The organism is Bacillus sp. CH30_1T (genome assembly GCF_008364765.1).
Classification (GTDB): Bacteria; Bacillota; Bacilli; order Bacillales; family Bacillaceae_B; genus Rossellomorea.
This window is the reverse complement of sequence record NZ_VTUY01000004.1, coordinates 401,280-422,850: the sequence shown is the minus strand read 5'-3', so window position 1 is coordinate 422,850 and position 21,571 is coordinate 401,280. Positions and strand designations below refer to the sequence as shown.

The 21,571-nt window shown below is 41.2% G+C and carries 14 protein-coding genes; 4 read left to right on the top strand and 10 right to left on the bottom strand.

Annotated elements, in window-relative coordinates; all coding sequences use genetic code 11:
- Positions 1-92: 92 nt before the first annotated feature.
- A complete protein-coding gene (locus F0342_RS09650) occupies positions 93-1,502 on the bottom strand; it encodes an N-acetylmuramoyl-L-alanine amidase (RefSeq protein WP_149155739.1) in 1,410 nt (469 codons plus the stop codon).
- Positions 1,503-2,280: 778 nt separating this feature from the next.
- Between F0342_RS09650 and F0342_RS09645 the strand changes: the two genes are divergently transcribed.
- On the top strand, positions 2,281-2,916 hold the full coding sequence (locus F0342_RS09645) for a glycosyltransferase (RefSeq protein ID WP_149155738.1): 636 nt from the start codon (positions 2,281-2,283) through the stop codon (positions 2,914-2,916).
- A 41-nt stretch (positions 2,917-2,957) separates the two neighbouring features.
- On the opposite strand, the gene F0342_RS09640 is transcribed toward F0342_RS09645, so the two are convergent.
- From F0342_RS09640 to F0342_RS09615, 7 genes are all read right to left on the bottom strand, one after another.
- Positions 2,958-3,452 carry a GNAT family N-acetyltransferase gene (locus tag F0342_RS09640; RefSeq protein ID WP_262481689.1) on the bottom strand — a complete coding sequence of 165 codons (495 nt, stop codon included), beginning with the start codon at positions 3,450-3,452 and terminating at the stop codon, positions 2,958-2,960.
- A gap of 148 nt (positions 3,453-3,600) precedes the next feature.
- A complete protein-coding gene (locus F0342_RS09635) occupies positions 3,601-4,173 on the bottom strand; it encodes a sugar O-acetyltransferase (protein WP_149155737.1) in 573 nt (190 codons plus the stop codon).
- A gap of 94 nt (positions 4,174-4,267) precedes the next feature.
- On the bottom strand, positions 4,268-4,663 hold the full coding sequence (locus tag F0342_RS09630) for a VOC family protein (RefSeq protein ID WP_149155736.1): 396 nt from the start codon (positions 4,661-4,663) through the stop codon (positions 4,268-4,270).
- 240 nt (positions 4,664-4,903) lie between these two features.
- A complete protein-coding gene (locus F0342_RS24790) occupies positions 4,904-5,047 on the bottom strand; it encodes a hypothetical protein (RefSeq protein ID WP_188048473.1) in 144 nt (47 codons plus the stop codon).
- Between the two features lie 13 nt (positions 5,048-5,060).
- Positions 5,061-5,798: a glycosyltransferase family 2 protein gene (locus F0342_RS09625; protein ID WP_149155735.1), complete on the bottom strand. Its 738-nt coding sequence runs from the start codon at positions 5,796-5,798 to the stop codon at positions 5,061-5,063.
- A 362-nt stretch (positions 5,799-6,160) separates the two neighbouring features.
- Positions 6,161-6,634, bottom strand: coding sequence for a GyrI-like domain-containing protein (locus F0342_RS09620; protein ID WP_188048472.1), 474 nt, complete (start codon positions 6,632-6,634; stop codon positions 6,161-6,163).
- Positions 6,635-6,646: 12 nt separating this feature from the next.
- The gene (locus tag F0342_RS09615) at positions 6,647-7,282 is read right to left on the bottom strand and encodes an RNA polymerase sigma factor (RefSeq protein ID WP_262481688.1); all 636 of its coding nucleotides are present in this window, start codon (positions 7,280-7,282) and stop codon (positions 6,647-6,649) included.
- Positions 7,283-7,374: 92 nt separating this feature from the next.
- Between F0342_RS09615 and F0342_RS09610 the strand changes: the two genes are divergently transcribed.
- Positions 7,375-7,800, top strand: a complete 426-nt coding sequence (locus tag F0342_RS09610; protein ID WP_149155732.1) for a VOC family protein — start codon at positions 7,375-7,377, stop codon at positions 7,798-7,800.
- 73 nt (positions 7,801-7,873) lie between these two features.
- Here the strand turns inward: F0342_RS09610 and F0342_RS09605 are convergent, their stop codons facing one another.
- Both F0342_RS09605 and F0342_RS09600 read right to left on the bottom strand, forming a co-directional pair.
- Positions 7,874-15,430: a carboxypeptidase regulatory-like domain-containing protein gene (locus tag F0342_RS09605; RefSeq protein WP_149155731.1), complete on the bottom strand. Its 7,557-nt coding sequence runs from the start codon at positions 15,428-15,430 to the stop codon at positions 7,874-7,876.
- Between the two features lie 291 nt (positions 15,431-15,721).
- On the bottom strand, positions 15,722-16,603 hold the full coding sequence (locus F0342_RS09600) for a TetR/AcrR family transcriptional regulator (RefSeq protein WP_149155730.1): 882 nt from the start codon (positions 16,601-16,603) through the stop codon (positions 15,722-15,724).
- A 212-nt stretch (positions 16,604-16,815) separates the two neighbouring features.
- Between F0342_RS09600 and F0342_RS09595 the strand changes: the two genes are divergently transcribed.
- Together F0342_RS09595 and F0342_RS09590 are read left to right on the top strand one after the other, a co-directional pair.
- Positions 16,816-19,875, top strand: a complete 3,060-nt coding sequence (locus tag F0342_RS09595; RefSeq protein ID WP_149155729.1) for an efflux RND transporter permease subunit — start codon at positions 16,816-16,818, stop codon at positions 19,873-19,875.
- Between the two features lie 129 nt (positions 19,876-20,004).
- Positions 20,005-21,456 (top strand): MDR family MFS transporter, encoded by a 1,452-nt coding sequence (locus F0342_RS09590; protein WP_149155728.1) that lies wholly within the window; start codon positions 20,005-20,007, stop codon positions 21,454-21,456.
- Positions 21,457-21,571 lie beyond the last annotated feature (115 nt).

Here is a 21,571-nt window from a genome sequence, read left to right as displayed (position 1 = left end):
GGAGCAAAGGATTATGATAAAAAAAGACAAATATACACTGGTCCTCTTCCAACCTAAAAAAGAGTGCCATCCATCACGGCACTCAACTAACATCATTTCAATTTCTCAAGAGTATCATTTAACACAATTTTTTGTTCATCCATCCTTTTTATCGCATTTTGTATGTTTCTATTAAAAACAGAAAGGATGCTTTGTCCATAGGTGGTACCTGGCACTGCCCACTTTCCGTTCAAGTCTGTCCAGTTTTTGGCGCTCCCTCGTGTGACTAATGAAAAACGGGGATCCACGAGTGATTGTCCTTGTGGAATTGGATTGGTTGATGCATATGCGTACAGATGCTGAATATGAGCAAGAACCCCTTCCTCTGGAGTCTTAAATGATGCTCCGTCATTACCTGGACCGGTAGTACCAATCCCTGCATAGTTATTTTGCTTTGGTTTGACTTGGCCTGTGAACCTGAAGTAGTTGGTTTCATGTATGGCTTGAGCGTAGGCAACGTCTCCTCTAATACCATAAAGTTTCCCGTAAAAAATATAGAATTTCCCTAAAGTTGGTGCATCCCGGTTAATCGTTCTAGCAAAGTCATCGAGTTGTTCAGCTCGTAATACAGATATACCCATGATCGAATACTGTATTCCCGGTGGCTGTGGAGGCTGTGTCGGTTTTGGCGGATCAGTCGGAGACGGTACAGGGGGCTTAGGGTTATCGTCATCTCTTACTAAGATAAATGCTTCAATACCCATTTTTTTCAGGCTGTTCACTTGGTTTTCTGCGTTAACCCTTTCTGCAAAAGCACCGGTTTGGACCCTGAAATACGTTTTACCTGAAATGACCACAGTATCAATGAACGAATTAATGCCTTTTCTTTTCAACTCATTTACTCGATTATCAGCGTTATCACGCTTCGTAAAAGAACCAGCAATCACTTTAAAAAGTTCTTTCTCGTCTATTTTTGCAGGTAAACCTAAAGCTTTTGCAACACCCCTCGCGATAGAAACCGCTACAGTGTTTCTAAAATTAGCGTTGTTAAGTAACGCAACATCTTTTGGGTTATCTACAAACAGAACCTCTAATAGAAGTGAAGACATGGTAGTTTCACGTAAAACATGAAAATTGGCTCTCTTTTTTCCTCTATCAATCACGGTGTAAGGTGCTTTGACTGATGCCATTACTTCCTCGTGAATAATTCTCTGGTAGGTCAGGGTCTTTGAAGAAACTTTTCCGTTATACACATAGCTCTCAAACCCAGTGCCGCCACCTGCATTATGATGGATGGATAAAAAGAAATCGGGTTTAGAACGGTTAGCTAGGTTTGATCTGTCAGTTAATGATAATGTTTGATTACCAGTTCGCGTCATCAAAATATTTACATTGTAATTTGCTAACAAATAGTCCCTGACAATAAGGGCCGTCAATAAGTTGAATGTTTTCTCTTCATATCCCTTGTAAACTGCACCTGGATCAGCCCCTCCATGACCGGGATCAATCATAATGGTTTTCAATATTATTTCCTCCTAAGAGTATGACATATAGTAATATATTCACCAAAGGACAAGCATGCTTGGACTCTTCCTACTTGCATTATTCAAAGATACGAAAAAATGTTCCCAGCGGAAAGGGAACATTTTTTATGCACGATTCTATTTTTTATGGAGGAAACTTTCTTATGGGTGTTTTTATTCTATTTCTGTAAATTCGTTCTTATTCATCATCGTTTCAATTTTCCGGCGGAGTTTCATACTGTTGCTCGCTTCATTTTTTTCAGTATGAACTGTTGATCTTATAACCATTGTTCTCTTACTAGGCAAGGAGTCGAAGAGTAACCCCAAACTGTGCAACGTACATATTTGAGAGGGAAGGAGACCCCAAGTCAAATTTGGAATGAGTTACTGGTGGACTGATAAAAAGATACACTAGTAATTTTCTTGCCAATGCATCACCTCCATAGAATACTTTATGTCGGAAGTGATCGGAAGGTGAGGACAAGCAACGAGTTTTTATGAAAATTGGACAGCCTTTTTTCAAAGTATGGATCCCTTCTCAAGTTTAATGGCATCCCTCAAAAAAGAGAGAAATTCGCCGCCATACCACTTATCTCCACCCTCATTCAGCCTAAAGATTGTTGCCATCTCTTCACCGCCAAGAAAATAGATACATCTACTCCTTCACCAATTTCTATTTCAAGTATACTAGCACATTTTACCAATTAGGTTTCTATGAGTGGATGGGGAAAAGAAGCGAATAATAAAAGACGAAAGCCAAATGAATGGAGGAGTTTTAGTGAAAAAGATTGGAATTCTTGTAGTGAGTTTGATGATAACACTTTCTTTCTTGCCTGTACTCAGTACTTCAGCTGAAGCTAAGCAGGCTGAATGTGTAAGTGAGGCCAACGTGAAAGCAAAAGAAGACATGAGAATTTTATGGACCGATCATGTTATCTATACCCGTAATTATATTATTAGTGCCGTTGATGGATTAGAGGATCAGGATGTGGCCCTTGCAAGATTACTTCAAAATCAGAAAGACATCGGGAACGCAATTAAACCTTTTTACGGCGAAGAGGCTGGGAATAAGCTGGCTGATTTGTTAACCGAGCATATTGTATTGGCAGGAAAAATCGTTGATGCTGCTAAAAATGGAAAGCAAGCAGAGGTGGAGAAATTAAACAAAGATTGGTATCGTAATGCAGATGACATTGCAGCATTCTTAGCAAAAGCAAATCCATACTGGTCTGAAAATGCGCTTAAAGACCTGTTATACATGCACTTGCAATTCGTCACGGATGAAGCAGTCGCAAGGATCAAGAAAGACTGGAAAAGAAACATTACAAGCTTCGATAAAGGGAAATCCCATATTCTTCACCTGTCTGATGCCCTATCAGCTGGAATTGTGAAGCAGTTTCCGGAAAGGTTTTAATTGTTTCAGAGCTAGGATGAATCGAGCCATCCTAGCTTTTCCTATTCTTCATTACCAACTCTCTCACTTCTTCTTTCAAGCAGCACCACATCCCGCCATGCTTCATCTAGTCTCCCAATTCTTTCTCTTATACCTACCTCACGAAAACCATATTTCTTATGAAGGTGAATACTCGGAATGTTCTCTGGAAAAACACCTGACTGTAAGGTCCAAATATCATGTTCCTCACTTTGTTCAATTAAAGACTTCATGAGAGCACTCCCTATACCTCTTCTGTTATATTTCTGACTGACATATACGCTGACTTCAGCGACACCTGCATACACACATCTACTTGAGATGGGACTCAGGGCTGCCCAGCCAACTATTTGATCTTCGAGTATCGCTACAATCCGACAATCATTCAGATGTGTTTTGTTCCAATCTTCCCAAGAAGGTACTTCTTTTTGGAAAGTCGCGTTTCCTGTATTGATGCCCTCTAAATAAATGTTACTAACTTGTTCCCAAACTGACGGGAACATGGCTTGTATTTTCATCATCATTCCACCCTTTTCAAGAAGAAAATTGACCCATTTTATAGTGAATAATAGCAAGTAATGCCTCTTAGGTCGAATGAATAACGTAGTTCGTTATACTGCAACCTTTGAGAAACATCCTTTTGAATCAGATTACTTCTTGTCTAAATTACTTCTTGTCTTCAAAGTCAATCTCCTTGATGATACGGGCAGGATTTCCACCCACCACTACATTGGACGGAACATCTTTCGTTACAACGGCACCTGAAGCAATAACCACATTATCACCTATCCTCACTCCAGGGTTAATAATTGTACCTCCACCAATCCAGCAGTTGTCTCCGATTTTGACAGGCTTCCCAAATTCCGGGCCTTTGTTTCGCTCAACCGGATTCACTGGATGAGTCGCTGTGTAAATATGTACTCCAGGTGCGAGCATACAATTTTCACCGAAGCGGACTTCACACACATCTAATATCACACAGTCAAAATTAGCGAAGAAATGATTTCCGACGTGAATGTTATATCCATAATCACATCTGAAGTTAGGCTCTAAATAAACGCTTTCCCCTGTAGATCCGAATAGTCTCTTAATAGCAGCAACTCTTTCCTCGCCTTCTTCTTCCGTGGTTAGATTAAGCATTCGTGTTAAACAACGGGCTTGTTTTCTCTCTTCCATCAATTGAGAGTCCCATGGTTCATAAAGTTCACCGTCCAGCATTTTCTGTTTTTCAGATTTCATTTATATGCCTCCATTATATGTAATAAGATTACTATTTTTCTATTCTCTCTTTATGCTTCCTTATAGGGAGGATATTTTGTAGCGAGCCCTGACATTATTCATCACTCTTCGGTAAATTCAATTGCCATGAGACACCGAAGCGGTCCTCAACCCAGGCGAATTTTTCACTAAAGGAAGACTCCTCCAAGGGCATCAACACAGTTCCGAATAAAGATAGTTTATCATAAACACGTTCGATTTCTTCTTCCGAATCACATGCTACGAACAAAGACATGGCAGGTGAAAATGGATGATCGTTTCGATTTATATTATCGATTGCCATATAGGTTTGTCCTTTTAAAGTGAAGGTCGCATGCAAAACAGTGCCATCTTCGTGGTGTATCACATTATCAATTTCGGAATCATCAAAAATCGATGTATAAAAACTCATCGCCTCTTCTGCTTTTCCGTTGAACATAAAAAATGTTGTGATGCTTTGATCTTGGTTCATTTAAGCTTTCACTCCTTTTTATCCTCTAGATAACTAATTCGATGAAAAGCTAGATATTCCTATTTCAAAAAAAATACTGTTACCATCAAGGGAGAAATAACAGATCAAAAATATATAAACCAGAAGAGTGGCCCTTCTGGTTTGGGTAGGGTTCTGCCTGAGCAGAGAATGCTTTTCTAAATCAGACCTTTGATTATGGGCTTGCCAGGATCTATGGTAAATGTTGTTGGATTACCTACTTCATCCGTTGAGAGTGTGTTTGTACAAACCGGCTGTATAATAGCTTATCGTTCTAATTGTAATGATAATAGCTAATACTGCCAAATATGGATTGATCGATCCTGAATGTGGTAGAGGGTAGTAGAAGATTAGTAAATTCTTCATTACCACTCCATTCTTAGAATCTGATACTCTTCAATCTGGATCCATTTTCCGACAGATATCGAAGGAGCTTCTGATGATAATGATGTTTAATAATTGATACCTCCTTCTTCAATTTGTCAGGATGTTTACTCGTTCCCGACTCAGGGTGTGATCTATACTTCAATAAAACCTCATCCAAATAATATATGACATACCCATTGATTAACATCCTGTTCCACATGTCATAATCTTGCGTGAATTTAAGATCTGTACTGAAATATCCAATATCCCTGAACACATCCTTATGAACCATGATGGAGCACCCATTGACGGGATTGATTGTCATAAAGGAATGGTAGATTTCTTCTGCATTGGTAAATCTCTTTCCAATGAAGGGGAGCAGCACTTCATTAGTCTGATTAATTACATCATAATTGTGGAAGCTTGCCTTCGCCCCCCTTCGTAACATATAATCCAATTGCCTCTCTATCTTCATATGATCGAAATAATCATCTGAACTCAACCAAGCGATATATTCTCCTCTTGCTCTCTTTATTCCTTCATTTATAGCGGATGCCGTTCCACCATTTTCTTTTCTGAAGTAGGTAATTTGATTTAAAAAGGGGGTTAGCCGCTCAACTTCTTTCGTTGATCCATCATCAATTACAACTACTTCAAGGTCCGTGTAAGATTGATTTAATGCACTACGAATCGCCTGATCGACATAGGAACAATTATAAAAAGGTATAACAATAGATACAGTAGGTTTCAAGAAAACTCCTCCAGTGCTGCCTTAGACAAGACGTGATTACTATAGACTATTCACTTTCCCGTTTTATGCTTAGACGGATGAGCTATATAGTGGGTATTATATTCAAAAAAAGAACTAAAGCTTATGAGGGTATTTTGGATTCGTAAGAGGGAGAATTGTTCACTGAAGAATAGGCCTAGAAAAGAGATAACGGTGATATTTTCGTTTTAACGGCGAAACTGTCTATCCAAACACATAATTGCTATATCTAATTATTACAGTGTTCCAACCACTTTTCTACATTAATATTAATAAGACGAAACATCTTGCCAACTCACGCCAAATCTAAAAAACCGACTCCAATACCAGAGTCAGCCATCCAATCACTTCGATTCAACTGTATCCAGCAATTCCACTTCAACCTGTTCACCACTATCAAAACGAAAAAATCTCTCTACATGCCATAAATCTCTCCGTCTTGTATATCCGTTCATCTCTGCCCATTCATGCATGTCACGATATGCATCTTTAATTCCATGATTCAGTCCTTGATAAAAGACACTTACATAGGTTTGGGGAGGAATCGTTAGTGACACCATGCCTGGGGGAATAGCTCCTATTTTCTCCACTTCCATCCCTACCCAGTATCCATCCAGATCGGCAGTAATGTCCTCTGCTATGAACGCACCAAGTTGAACCTGCTTATTTACAAGATGCTGAATCTCATCGACCCTTTCTTTCAACTTAGCAGCAGCTTTGGGGATCTCTATAATGTACTGGTCACCAGGACTTACGACTCGAAAACCTACTAATTTCAATTCACCAATTTTCTTCACCTTCATGTCACGCATAATCATCATTTTACCTCCTTAATTGATGATTTCTAACACATTTCCATCCGGATCAACAACATAGTGAAGGTTATTCACTGCGTTTCTCGAGGCTCTGTAATTCTTGGTTTCCAGTAGTCGATAATATTGAAATAATCGTAATGCATTTGATTCCTCGATAGAGTTTGTTATTTCAAAAAGAAGTTGTTTATCAGAAGTTGCAAATGGAGCACCCTTCACTATTCTATTCCTGGCACCGTGAAGAGCGGTCTTGACGGATGTATCAGTGATTCGAAGCATTGAGGCAATTTCTTTAGATGAGTAGCCAAACACGTCTTTCAATGTGAGAAGCATAGCTTGCTTAAGGGGTAACAATGTAAATAGACATTCCAACAGAGAGTCATATTCGGTAAAATCATGTGATTCGAAATGATACTCTTCATGAAAATAAACCACATCTTTGCTTTTTCTTTTCCCATCGATAAAAATGTTTTTGGCGATGGTATAGAGAAAGGACATGGATAAGTTTCGTACGGGATCTGACTTCATCAATCTGTACGTTTTCAAAAGAGTCTCCTGAACAAGGTCTTCTGCTTCTGGTGTAGTACCAGATAGCTTCACACAATACTTATAAAGTTTTAGAATCGTAGTTTCCAGTTCCTCAAATATCAACATTTTCTTCCTTTCAAAAAAATTTAAAACATATGTAACTTTTATTCTAGTATAATCGTTATACCAATGAATTCCAAATAGAAGGAGTGAGTATTTTGTTTAAAGTCGGTAGTGTGTTTATCCCGGTGACAAACATGGAAAAATCGATGAAATGGTATGAAAAGCATTTAGATGTGAGAAAGATCGATACTTGGGATGGTGGTGCAGGATTTTATTTTCCAAATAGCAACACTCAATTAGGATTGGTTCAGGTGGACTCCCCTCAGCCTACTGAATTTGTCATCAGTGGGAAAAAGAAAAATGTGTACTTTAATTTTTTAGTAGACAATATTGAAGCTGTGCATGAGAAGTTGAAGAGTGCAGATGTAGTCACTACCTCTATTGAGGACTTTGGTGGGATGAAAGGGTTTGATTTCTTTGATTTAGACAACAATCCCTTTAGCGTCGTAAATGAACAAGAAGATTCTTCCTTCCATCGAGAAAATATTAGTAAAGCTCAAGAAACAAAAAAAGGAAGGTAAAGTTACTGATTCATCTTTAATCATTCCCATACAAATAGAGGTGCTCTCCACTGGAGAGCACCTCTATTTATTCTTAACACATATCATCTTCTTCCACACGCTTGACAATGGTCCTTGGTGTACAGAAAGTTCCTAATACTTCAAGTACGACTGGATGAAGTATTTCTATTTCCAGGCATGCGACTAGTTGAAGTTTCACATGCTCTCGTGTGAGGCTTCCTTCTTTCTTACGACACTTGATATCCATGATAGAGCAGTTCACATGGCTTGCATCCATTCCTTCTGGTAAGCATACGGCTATTTTTTTATCAAAGAAGATTGGTACTTCCATGGTGCAAAAATCTTCTTCATCGAATAAGGATTGGATGGTCACAAGCAGGAGAGCTTGCCCCCGAATCACTACATAACCCGGTGTTCCTGTTTCCAACGAAATGAGCAAGCATCCCGGCTCGGTATTTGGACTAAACTGACATTCTACATTTATTCCATCTCCTCTTGCCACGAGTTCATCTACGAACTCCCTGCAATCAAGTGAGAGACTGACGGATTGAGTGGTGTTATGGGTTGCGATGACCCAGTCATACACTTTTTCTACAGAAATACATTCAGGTCTTATGCTACCTGGTGGCGGAGGTGGGGCTTCTTCTCCTAATTGAACGTCTATCTGTAGGTCCTCGCCTTCTCCAAGTACAATGGAAATCTCTTTGACCGGGTAGCCTGCTGCAGTAAATCGTATTACGTATGTTCCTGCAGGTAATCCAGTTAGGATATAGAATCCATTTGGATCAGTTAACGTAGAACGAATCGGAACATTGGAACCTATCGGGAAGATTTGAACTAGAACCTGGGAAATGGGTTCGCCGGTTCGAATGTCAGTGACGATCCCCCTTACGCTTGACGGATTATCCTCTAATAAGAAGTTGACTGTCGTCGTGTTACCTCTCGTCACGGTGACATTTTGCATTTGACTTTGATAACCTTGTGCACGCACGACCAGTACGACTGTTCCCCCAGGCAAACCAGAAATGGTGTAATTACCATTCCTCTCTGTAAGGGTAACTCCCAGTAATATTCCATCGAGTGTGAATACTTGGATGATTGCGTTCTCAATTGGACCGAGCGAATTCGCGTCACGTACATTTCCTGTAATGGTAGAGGGATTTGGTTCTAAAGCGGCATTGAGGACGGCTGTTTCATTCGGGCTTAGTGTGATCATGAACGTCGACCTGACGTATCCATCAGCTGAGAAGATCACGTTGTAATTACCAGGTGCCAGACCAGTTAATATATAATTTCCATCTTGGTCCGTCAAGGTGGACGCTACAACGATTCCACTTCCACTGATCACCGTAATGACGCCGGCACTTAGAATCGGTAGTCCAGTTGTCGCATCGGTTACTTTACCTTCAATGGTGGCTGGCTGACGCAGTAGATTCACATTAAGTGTCCGGTCTTCACCATTGGTAAGGAAAATCCTGAACACTTCACTTGCGTATCCATCAGCTGAGAAGACAACTCGATACTCTCTAGGATCTAACCCCTCAATCACATACTCACCTGAGCCATTGGTAAGGACAGAGGCAATCGGGATCGCTGTACCTATTCTAAAAACTTGAACAAGGGCTGATTGAAGCGGTTGATTGTTCACGTTATACCGTACAATTCCTCTAAGAGTTGATGTTTGGTTTGATAAGCTGAAATTCAGTGTCTCGGTTTCACCTGGTGATAGCGTAACGATGTTAATCCCATCTGCAAAACCGGGTGCACTCGCTATAAGAGTGTATTGACCTGCTGCCAAGCCGGAAATTGTGTAGAAACCATTTTCATCGGTTAAAATGCTTGTTATAAACACGCCGTCAGAGTTAAAAACTCTCACTAACGCACCTTGTATCCCAGCAGCCGATTGAGCATTTAATACCGCGCCGGAAATGGTGGCTGGATTCGGATCAAGATTCGCACTCACCGTTTCTGTCCCATTTGGAACAAGGATGACTGGTACAACCTCTGTGGCATAGCCGTCTGCTGAAATGACTACATTATAGCTTCCCTGTGGCAAATTACTGATTGAATACGTACCATCACTGGATGTAATGATGCTTCCAACAACGATGTCGGTATTTGTTATGACCACTTTTACAAGTGCACCGCTAAGTGGATCAAGTGTCACAGCATCTCTGATCGTTCCTTGGACAGTTGCAGGGAATGGAACAAGTGCAATATTAAGCACTTTACTATCACCAGGAGATATAAATACGGTGTTCACACTAATGGAATAATCTTGAAGCTGAGCTTTCATGTCAAAGGTTCCTTGCGGCAGACCTTCGATTAAATAGTTTCCGTTTTCGTCAGTAAGGACACGCCTTACCAGAATGTCGGTTCCACTTAAATAAACCTCAACAATTACACCGGTTAAAGGGGACTGATCGATTGCATCAACGATGTTCCCACTAAGAGAAGCCGGATTACCCAGAAGGTTAAAGTCTAAGAAGGTTGTAGAATTTGGCTGAATATTTGTTTGAACAATTTCTGATTGATAGTCAGGGTTAATAGCCGATACTGAATAGCTTCCTTGAGCAAGACCTTCGATAAGATACGTTCCGTCAACAGACGTTTGAACAGTCGCTACAACTGTTCCCTGATTGTCGATGACCCTGATTAATGTGTCTGCCAACGGTTGTAATGTCGCAGCATCTCTAGCCGTTCCGACAAGGGATCCCGGGTTTGGCGTAAGGAGAATCTCAATTTCAGTAACACCTCCACTCATCACTTCTGCCGATACAGCGTTTGTCCCAAAATCAGGACTACTTCCAACCAATACATACACAATTGGTGATAACGTTGTCGTCTGGAAAAACCCATTAAAATCCGTTATCGTAGTAAAAATGATTGGACCCAATCCGGAAAGCTCCCTGACTTCGACGGTTGCACCTGAAATCGGGTTAAGCGTAATCGAGTCCCGGACAAATCCTTGTACGATACCTGGATTTGAACGTAATGCAAAGCTTAGGAAACTGGTTTGATTGGATTCTACGATGGCACCAGCCGTCTCGGGCCCAAAGTCTGATGCATTGGCAATGACAGTGTACACCCCTGGAGTGACTCCCGAGAAGGTATATTCTCCATTTTGATTAGATAACGTGGTTTGGACGAGAACATTCGTGAAATCGTAAAGTTGAATGACAGCATTAGGGATGGCTTCTCCATTAATAAGGTTTGAAATGAACCCTTGGAGTTGACCAGGATTTTGCGATAGATTCAGAGATGCAAATAGAGTATCTCCCGGGCCTCCGATAACAGACTTCGTATCCGTTCCAAACGAAGAAGCATCAGCTGTGATATTCAATGAGCCTGTTGGTAAAGAGCAAAACGTGACAACCCCACTTTCATCTGTGATTCCTGTTGCAGTGGGTATGTTATTGACGTGCCTCACCGTAACCGTTGCTCCTTGGATAGGATTCACAGTATTTTCAATCAGGACTTGAACGGTTAACATTACTGGATTTGCAGCTAATACGTTTATTACAGTGGTGGTTTGATTGGATTCTACGATTGCTGAAACGGTTGATGAAGAAAAGTTCGGTGCCGTAGCTGTAATGAAGTACGTACCCGGTGAGAGAGATGGAACAGTGTATGTGCCGTCTGAATTGGCAGGAAATGCAACTATCAGAACATTGTTTTCATTGTTCACTGAAATTTGAATACCATTTCCTGTTATTGGATTTCCATTGGTATCTTCAACAGTTCCTTCCAAAGCACCTGGATTTTCCCCTAGTGACAAATCTGCTCTCGTATCTGTGTCACTAATAACAATCGCTCCAATCTGCTCTGTTGTAAAATTCATCTTAGATGCTGAAACAATATAAGAGCCCGGAGATAAACCACTTACAGAATAGTTTCCAAATACTGAAGTTGTCGTAGTTACGACTGGAATTTGAGAACTTCCATCAATGATGATTACAGTTACGCCTGAAATCGGTTCTCCTGTGGTTCGATTTGTGATCTGACCGTTGATGGAGCCCGGGTTCGGTATCAAGGAAATATTTACATCGCTTAAATCTTGACCGACCTCAATGAAGACCCCTGTAATGACCTGCCCGAACCCAGGAGAATTGACAACCACATTGAATGATCCGCTTGGTAGATTTCCTACGATATATTGTCCAGATGAATCAGTGAATCCTGAACCGATTAAGGTATTATTTTGATCAAAGATTTGTACAATGGCGTTTCCAACTGTATTTCCCAGATTATCTATAACGATTCCCGACACAGATCCTGGATTTGGGATAAGGGTTAATTCCACGGTTGAAGTTTGATTAGCCAGGACGAAAACTCCAGCCTGGGCTGTTGAATAGTTAGGAGCTGAGCCTAAAACGGTGTAGGTTCCCGGTGTTAAATTATTGAAAGAAAATGTTCCATCCTGATTAGGCACGACTGAATCGATTAATACGTTGTTAACATTCCGAAGTTGAATGGTTGTATTCGGTACAAGAGGGCTGATGGTACCCGTTATCGCTCCTGGATTTGGTTCCAGTGAAACCGAAACCGGCGTTGTCTGCCCTGAATTTACCAGGGCTCCCACTGTCCCGTTTTGGAATTCGTTTGCAAATACGTTCACTGTATAGTTATCAGGCGCGAGTCCTTCAACCATGAATATTCCGTTTGGATCCGTTAATACCGTTGTAATCAATGTTCCTGAACTATTCACGATGCTGACGCTTGCTCCAGAGATAGGATTACTCCCGACACTGTCTAAGACTGTCCCCGTTATCTGACCGGAATTTGGTTCAAGTGCGATGCTTCCATCCACTGTTTGATTTGAAGTGACTTGTACAGTAGCGGCATTGGTTTGAAAATCCGGTGCTGAAACCAGAACCGTGTAGATACTTGGAGCCAATCCATTTACAACATATTCCCCATTTTCATCTGTCAAAACGGTCGCGATGACTGCGCCACTTGAATCAACAATTCTTACCTCTACATTAGCACCAACGATTGGCGTGCCAGTTTGGGCATTTGATACGATTCCAGATATAGAGCCTGGATCAGCTGCCAAGTTAAAATTCACGTTAGAGGTCATATTTGAAACAATCGTCACACCTTGGCTGGCTGCCTGAAAATTAGATGCTGCCGCTACTACGGTGTAATTCCCAGGAGCAAGGCTATGAACCGTATAGGATCCGTCAGGTGCCGTAACAGTGGTAGCAACAATGATTCCTGCCCCGGTACTGATTTGAACCTTAACACTTCCACCGGAAATAGGGTCATTATTCGTGTCTCTTACAAACCCCGTCAATATACCCGGATCTTCGTTTAACGTTACATTTAACGTGGTGGTTTGACCGTTTACAATCATCGCTGCAACGGTTTCAGTAGTGTAATCCGGTGCACTAACCACAACCGTATAGCTTCCTGGAGGCAGTCCGGAAATCATGTAGTTACCATTTGTGTCAGTTAATACAGAAGCAATCTGTATATTATTTTGTAGAATGGTTACCGTTGCACCTGGTGTCCCGGCGGCATTGGGATCCTGTACTGTTCCTTGAAGGGCTCCAGCAAGCTTGGATAAAAACGCATCCAGAGTTGTAGTAGTGTTTGATGAAACAACCGCACCGAGGTTTTTGGTCGCAAACCTGTCAGCTGTAAAAATTAGAGAATAAGATCCAGGCAGAAGACTAGTAAATGAATATTGTCCGCTTCCGTTTGTTGTTGTAGAGGCTACGATGACATTTTGACTGTTCACTGCCTGTACTGAGGCTCCTGAAATGGCTGTCATGGTAACGCTGTCTACTACCGTTCCTTGAATAGAGCCGGGATTTGGTTCAAGAAAAATGTTCGTAATTGTTGTATTACCAGCTGTAACTGTTGAAGATACTGTCGTTGTACTATAATTGGTAGCGAAAGACCTCACTTGATAATTTCCTGGAGCTAAATTATTAAAGGTATACTGACCACTTCCATCTGTCGTCGTGGTGGCAATGGGTACCCCGTTTGAATCAAGCAACTCTAAATTTGCCAGTGGGATGGCTGTATTGTCGGAGGAATCACGGATCGTACCTGAAATAGCACCAGGGTTTGCGACAAGTGTAAAATTGACCACAGCTGCCTGGTTGGGCACTGTCATGACTGATTTAGCTTGAGATTGAAAACCTGCTGCGATAACAGTGACATTATAAATACCCGGAGTTACATTTACGAAAGAATAGTTTCCAGCTCCATTAGTGGTTGTGGTGTCTATTACGGTTCCTGAATTATTGAGGAGTTGGACGGTTGCATTGTTAATGGGACCACCATTTGATACATTTCCGGAAATTGTACTCGGCTGAGGTACAAGTGCAATATTCGCCGTTGTTGACGTACCACTTACAGCCATTACATTAGCTGATCCCGTTACATAGTTCACTAAAGCTGCCTGTACTGTATAGTTTCCAGGTACTACATTCGTAAAAGTATAAAATCCACTTGTGTTCGATTGAGTTGTTACAATAATGCTCATACCTTGAAGAAGAGACACTGTTGTATTCGGGAGTGCCAATCCTGTTGATTGATCGGTAATGGTCCCATTGATTGTGGCGGTCTGCTGAACTGTGATATTGACGACGGATGTGTTGGATTGAATTGCATTTCCTGATGAAGTATCAAACCCTGAAGCTTGTATCCTGTCTAAATTCCGCGAACCACTAGTCGTGAATGCACCATTTAATGTAAATGTTAATGTTGCAGAGGCACCCGGATTCAGGTTCCCCACGTTCCAGGTAAGCAATTTAGTCACTGAATTATATGTTGTTAATCCTTGTGAAGTAGAATTCACTACAAAAGAGTTAACGACATCGGGCCCAATAATGTCATCCAGAAAGACGGAAGTTGCTTGAGAACGCCCGGAATTTGTGACTGTAATGGTGCCGGTCCAATTTGCTTGCTGACCAAGAGCAACTGTTTGTGGACCGGTGTTCAATACCTTATTCGTTGTCAATTTCGCTCTTATATCAGCTTGTTCTGGAGTGATAGGATCTGTCAAAGCATTTGCAAATGAAAAACCCTCGCTCGTTCTTAAGGAATCCTTGTTAAAGTTGTTGGCGTTTGCAGAGGTAAAATATACTGCACGAATAGCTGAAGAAGCATTTATGCCTAAGAAAGAGAAGACGGTGCTTGCCGGAAGAAACCAGTCAAGAAAGAAATCCTGACCCCCACCGATGCTGGAATCAGCAGGCGTTACCCTGGCAAAGTCGAAATTGGTAATCGGCTGGGCGAAATTAGGATTCCCCCCGCCAGTCCCTTCTGCTGGATCATTCCATGAATTCACTAATTTCACGGTATTCTTAATTAAGCTGACTCGGTTGTTTAACCCATTGACGTTAAAAAGCCAGTCGTAAGTTCCCGCTACGCCTGTTGTGTTAATCAAAACACCCCAAGTGAAATTTCTGAAACCCGTTAACTGATTATTCCGGGGATCCCCATTCAACCTTAACCGGAAATAGACATTGGTACCATCGTACGCAAAGAAACCTGCAGGGAAAGTTGAATTGCCTACAATATCTGTCGATACGGGACTCTCATCTCCCAAGACGTCAAATAAGGGGGTTCCTCCGACTAATACCGGGGTATATTGTGCATTAGTGGGAAATGCCATAAAAAAACCTCCTATAAAATGATATGGTCTTAATTATGGTATTGATAAATAGGAGTTTTGTCTTACCAAACGTCTAGAAAACTACTGAAGTTGTGCATTTTTGGTTCTAATGGAACTCCTTTCAGAAGGGTGATGGCCAATTCCAATACCGGATGGACGATATGAAAAAAATGAGGTGAAATAGGAAAAAAAGCGATATGAAATCTATGGTCCAATTTCAAAAAAAATTTTGATGATATTAAATTTTCTAAGTCTATCTTTTCCTGCTTATAAACATAAAAAACCCCTTCCCTATTTTTCAGGAAGGAGCAATGTCTCTAACTCTTCAGCTTCTATTTTCAAATTCTCTTCATCTATCAACAATCTAAATAACCCTTTGATTATTAACTCGTCCGGCTCCGCTTGGCGGCATTCCTCTGAAATCCGATTCGCGATATTCAAGTAATACTTGACATGTTCTTCACTCAACCCGTTTATTTTTTCATACAAACCCTTCCAGGCATTCTCCCTCTTTTCAAATGAAATGAAGGCTCCTTCCCGATCCATGCTTACGGAAAATGATTTCATCATCCCATCATTTAACAATGGCTTGCTCTTACCTACAAGAAAGTCTCCAGCAAGAAGAGAAATCTGTCGCACTACATGTTTCCCGAGAATAGAAGGATCCAAGGCATCCTCAGTAGAAATCAAAAACATCATATACGATGAATAAATGGATTGGGTCATCCACATGAGGTCCCATTTGTAGGGGCTGATTTCCCCCCCAAATACTTCTAATAGATTATGCTCGAGCCAGCTGAACAGCCGTCCCCTCATACGGTGCTCCATTGCAGCCAATTTCTCACTATTCTTTGCAGACTCTCCCCTCATGTGCATTTTCATATAGGACTTATATTCAAGTATCCCTTCAAATTGAACTTGAAACTGCTTTGCGAATCTTTCCAGAGGTGGTAAATTCCCATCTAGTCCGACTACAAAAGCACGTTCGAAGACAAGCTGCTGATAATGTTCATAAATCGATATGATTAAATCTTCTTTTGATTGAAAAAATGAGTATAGGGAGCCCTTTGAAATGCCGACACTTTCGGCGATTTGCTGCATGGACGTTTGATTATATCCGTGTTCTGCAAAGAGCTCTACGGCTGATTCGAGTATTGATTTACGTTTATCCAATTTCTACACCTCTAAATCCAGAGAAAATTCACTCTATCATTTTAACCATACTCTCCCAAAAATAGAAGAGCATCATTTCTTGACTACAGAAAAAATACATGTAAAATGACTAGTGAGTCAACCGATTAATGACTGTTGTATCAATAAATATTCAAGTTATAAAAATACTTTTGACCCATGAGTCAAAATGTTATCAAAGGAGGATAACATACATGTTGAAAGCTATTTTAAACCGTTCCAAAATCACACTGATTTTTGTCTTGTTGTTTGTAATTATCGGTATTTTTACTTTTTTACAATTGCCACAGCGAGAAATACCTGAAACAAGCGTGAACATTGGAACGGTCAGCACCGTTTATCCTGGTGCAACCGTTGACTCTGTTGAGAGGACGGTAACCAATCCCATCGAATCTTCTCTGCAGTCCATTGATGGAATTAAAGAAATCAGCTCCTCCACTTCAGCCGGTTTCTCTACTATTATTGTAGAGGTTGAAGATGGAGAAAACAAAAAAGAAGTGTTTGGAGATGTGCGACAAGCGGTTTCAGATGCTTCCACCTCTTTTCCTGACGAGGTATTCGATCCGGAAATTAATGAATCCACGGTGAAAATGCCGATCGTTTCCTACCATCTTACAAGTGATAACAAGGAATCCCTTCTCACTCTTCGTGAAGAAATGAACCGTTGGCAGGACGAAGTCGAGGAAATCTCGGGGGTCTCCAGTGTAACGGTAAAAGGATTACCCGAAGAAGAAATTGTCATCGAATTAGAACAGGATAAATTAACAGCGTCCGGACTCAATCCTTCCGCTGTTATGAATGCGATTAATGATGAATACTATCCCACTCCTCTAGGAAAGCAAGAAGTTGATAACGAAGTCGTTCAATTAACGGTTGAACATTACTCAACTCTTGATGAGATGAATGAGCTTTTTGTTGGCAAGAACCCTCAAGGAGAATCGGTCTTTTTACAAGATATAGCAAACGTTGAAATTGCTCCTAAAGAGGTTAAAGATATTGTTACATTTGAAGGCAAGCCATCCCTCTCCTTTACAGCATTTGTTCAGTCAGGGGAAGATATCCCTTCTGTGGATGAGAAAGTAAGCAACAAAGTGGATGAACTGGCAAAATCTCTCCCTTCTGATGTGAAACTTGAACCTTATTACTCTCAGGCTTCGATTGTAACAGACATCTTTGATGGATTATTTATGTCCCTTGCGATTTCCGTTGTAGCGGTTATTTTGACAACGGCATTAGGACTTACCGTTTCTGGAGCGTTCGTGGTTGCATTAGCCGTTCCGATTTCCGTCCTGATGGGGTTGATTCCACTGCCATTTTCCGGCGTGGATCTTAATCAGATCTCCGTCATCGGTGCCATTATCGCTCTCGGTATTCTTGTGGATGACTCGATTGTTGTGAATGACAATATTCAACGTCGCTACAAGCTTGGTGATCGTGCGCTTATGGGGGCCGTAAATGGTGTCAAAGAGATCTGGGTTTCGATTGTGACCTCTTCTCTTGCCATTGTATTCACGTTCCTTCCTCTTATATTTTTATCAGGCGGAAACGGAGCGTTCATAAGAGCATTGCCGACTGTTCTAATAACGACGATCATCGCATCAACACTCGTTGCACTGATCTTTGTTCCAATCATGAGATACCTGCTTTATAGTAGAACAACGAGAAAAGTACCAGATGCACCCGGTTTACTAGGAAAACCATTGAATATGCTGGCTGACTTTTATGCTGATACTGTTCTTAAGAAGTTTTCAAAGCGACCTTTCTTGATAACTGCTATCGGCCTTGTCTTCACAACCGCCATCTTTGGTCTGATTGCTCTTACACCATTTGAATTCTTCCCGTCAGCTGACCGTGAAGAAGTAACGATTGATGTAACGTTACCAATCGGTACGGCGATTGAAGAAACAGCGAGCACTTTAGAAGACATGGAACAACTGTTAAAAACGGATGAGGGTGTCTATGAAACCTCTGCTTTTACTGGTTCAGGCCTACCAAACTTATTCAACAGCTCTCTTTCAAATTCCGGTCAAAATACAGGTCAATTGGTCGCGAGAGTCGATCGTGAAAACCAAACGGCTCAAGGTCTGATTGACGAATGGACTGACAAACTGAGAGAAGAATATCCCGATGCGTTGATCTTCATGGAAACGATCCAGCAAGGTCCGCCGGCAGGGGCTCCTGTCACAGTAACGGTTTCTGGACCTGAGATGGATCGATTAATTGAACTTCGTGATACGATTTCAACTGAAATTGAAAAACTGGATACTGATTTAGTCGTTGATAATGTCGGGGAAATGGAGCCCACGATTGAATATGTTCCAAACCGCGAGCTTCTCGAGGAAAATGGTATTACAATCAATCAGATCAGCCAACAGCTGCGATTGGCTACAGAAGGCATTCCGTTGAAAGCCTTTGATAATGGTGTCACGAAACGTGATATGACACTGGGTTTAGAAGGAAATGAAGATGAAGTGAATCTGTCTTCTCTAGATGTTCCCGCTGAAACAGTTAATCCTGCTGGACCACCTAAGCTGATTTCCCTTGATGAGCTGGTGACTCCTGAAAAGAAAGAAGAATTTCAACTCATCCCCCATAAAGACGGAAAGCGTGCAATCACGATTCGTGCTTATCCTGAGAGTGAGGAAAACTATAAAGAAAATGTCCAGGATATAGTGAAGGATGTACGAGAAAACCTTGACGACAACAATTATTCCATTACATTAGGCGGGGAAAATGAAGCTCAGAATGACTTCTTCGCGGAGATCACAATACTATTTACAATTGTCATTTTCCTTGTGTATTTAGTCATTGCTCTTCAATTTAATTCATTATCACTTCCATTCTTAGTTCTTGTCGCGGTTTATCTTGCGATTGCAGGTGCAATTCTCGGGTTATTCGTTACTCAAACTCCGATCAGCTTCCTGGCTGTCATGGGGATGGTGTCATTAACCGGTATTGTTGTGAGGAACTCTGTCGTGTTAATTGAGTTTGTTGAACAAAGATTGAAGGATGGTATGGGCGTGAAAGAAGCAGTTGTTGAATCAGGACGTACCCGCATTCGTCCAATTCTACTGACAGCTCTCACATCAATTGTGGCACTTATTCCTGTTGCAGTCAGCGGAGATGCCCTTTTTACACCACTTGCTGTTACCATTATTTCAGGTATCATGTTCTCTGCTGTATTAACGTTGATCATAGTTCCGATGATGTATCTTGTCTTCCACCGCTTTAGAAGAAAAAAGCGTGAAGCATAAGAATAGTCTAGAGTGGTGTTCATGTGACACCACTCTTTTTCGTGATTTAAGGAACAATTCCTTGAGAAATCATTCAAAATCAAGCATTATAGATAAGTATTTTATTTTAATCTTTAATGGAGGAAAAACATGTCATCAAAAATCAATACAAAAGCGATCCTTATTACTTTTATGATCGGTGCTTTTTTTGCCATATTAAATGAAACGTTGTTAAATATCGCCCTAACCGAATTAATGGCTGTATTTAACGTCGATGCCCCCACGGTTCAGTGGTTAGCAACAGGATTCATGCTCGTCATGGGTGTGCTGATGCCTATCTCCGCCCTGCTTATCCAATGGTTCACGACACGTCAAATGTTTATCGGTGTGATGAGTGTGTTTCTTCTCGGCACGGTGATTGCTGCATGTGCCATAAATTTCCCTATGTTACTTGCTGGTCGGATGATTCAGGCGGTGGGGACCGGTTTACTCATTCCGGTCATCATGAATGCCTTATTATTAATTTATCGGCCGGAAGTCCGTGGTAAAATCATGGGTACGTTCGGACTGGTCATTATGTTTGCACCAGCGATTGGCCCGACTCTTTCTGGTGTGATTGTCGACTTGTTAGGGTGGAGATGGTTATTCATTACGGTCATTCCCTTCGCCGTGTTCTCAATTCTATTCGCTCTAAAATATTTACAAAATGTCGGCGAAATCACTCGTCCGAGTGTGGATATCTTGTCCATTATCCTTTCTTCAATTGGTATTGGAGGAATTGTTTACGGATTTAGTTCGGCGGGAGAAGAATCTGCCGGGTTTACGTCTGTGAAAATTATCGTGATTATTTCAATTGCGGTTATAAGCTTGATACTATTCGTCTTACGTCAGTTAAAGCTTGATGAACCACTTCTCGATGTTCGTGTTTTCCGATATAAAAGCTATGCGAGAGGAGTATCGATCTTCGTCATTGTCATCATGGCTATGTTTGCATCCGAAATCGTCATGCCGATGTACTTACAAGGACCTCTCGGATATTCTGCAAAAGCAGCAGGATTATTATTACTTCCTGGGGCACTCTTAAATGGTCTGATGTCTCCAACGATGGGATCGTTATTTGATAAATACGGTCCAAGAAAACTGATCATTCCAGGAACCTTAACATTAGTCGGAGTAATGATTTTCTTTAGCACGATTAATCCATCTACACCGATTTGGTTATTCGTTCTTGTCTATATGGTTCTGATGCTATCCATTTCAGCAATCATGATGCCTGCACAAACGAATGGTTTAAATGAACTGCCAAAGCATTTATATCCACATGGAACCGCCATTGCAAACACCCTGCAGCCAGTCGTAGGAGCTCTAGGTGTTTCAATCTTTGTCAGCATCATGACACAAAGTCAGGCTGGATTTATTGAAGGGCAATCGGGTGAGTTAACAGATGGACTCTTAAACAAAGCCATGACCTACGGTGTACATCATGCTTATTGGTTCGCTCTTGCCTTGGCTGCTGTCGCTTTCCTTATTTCATTATTCATCCGGAAAGCTGTTGCTCCTGATTTTGACGGAGAAGTAGAAAAGGCAGAAAGTGAAAGTTAGATTTACGCATACAAATTACTTAAAAAGCTCAGGAACCTGAGCTTTTTTTCAAAAGTGTTATTACTGTACGTCCATCTTCCTCAAGAGTAAAATGGAGCTTGAAACCACCCAAGAG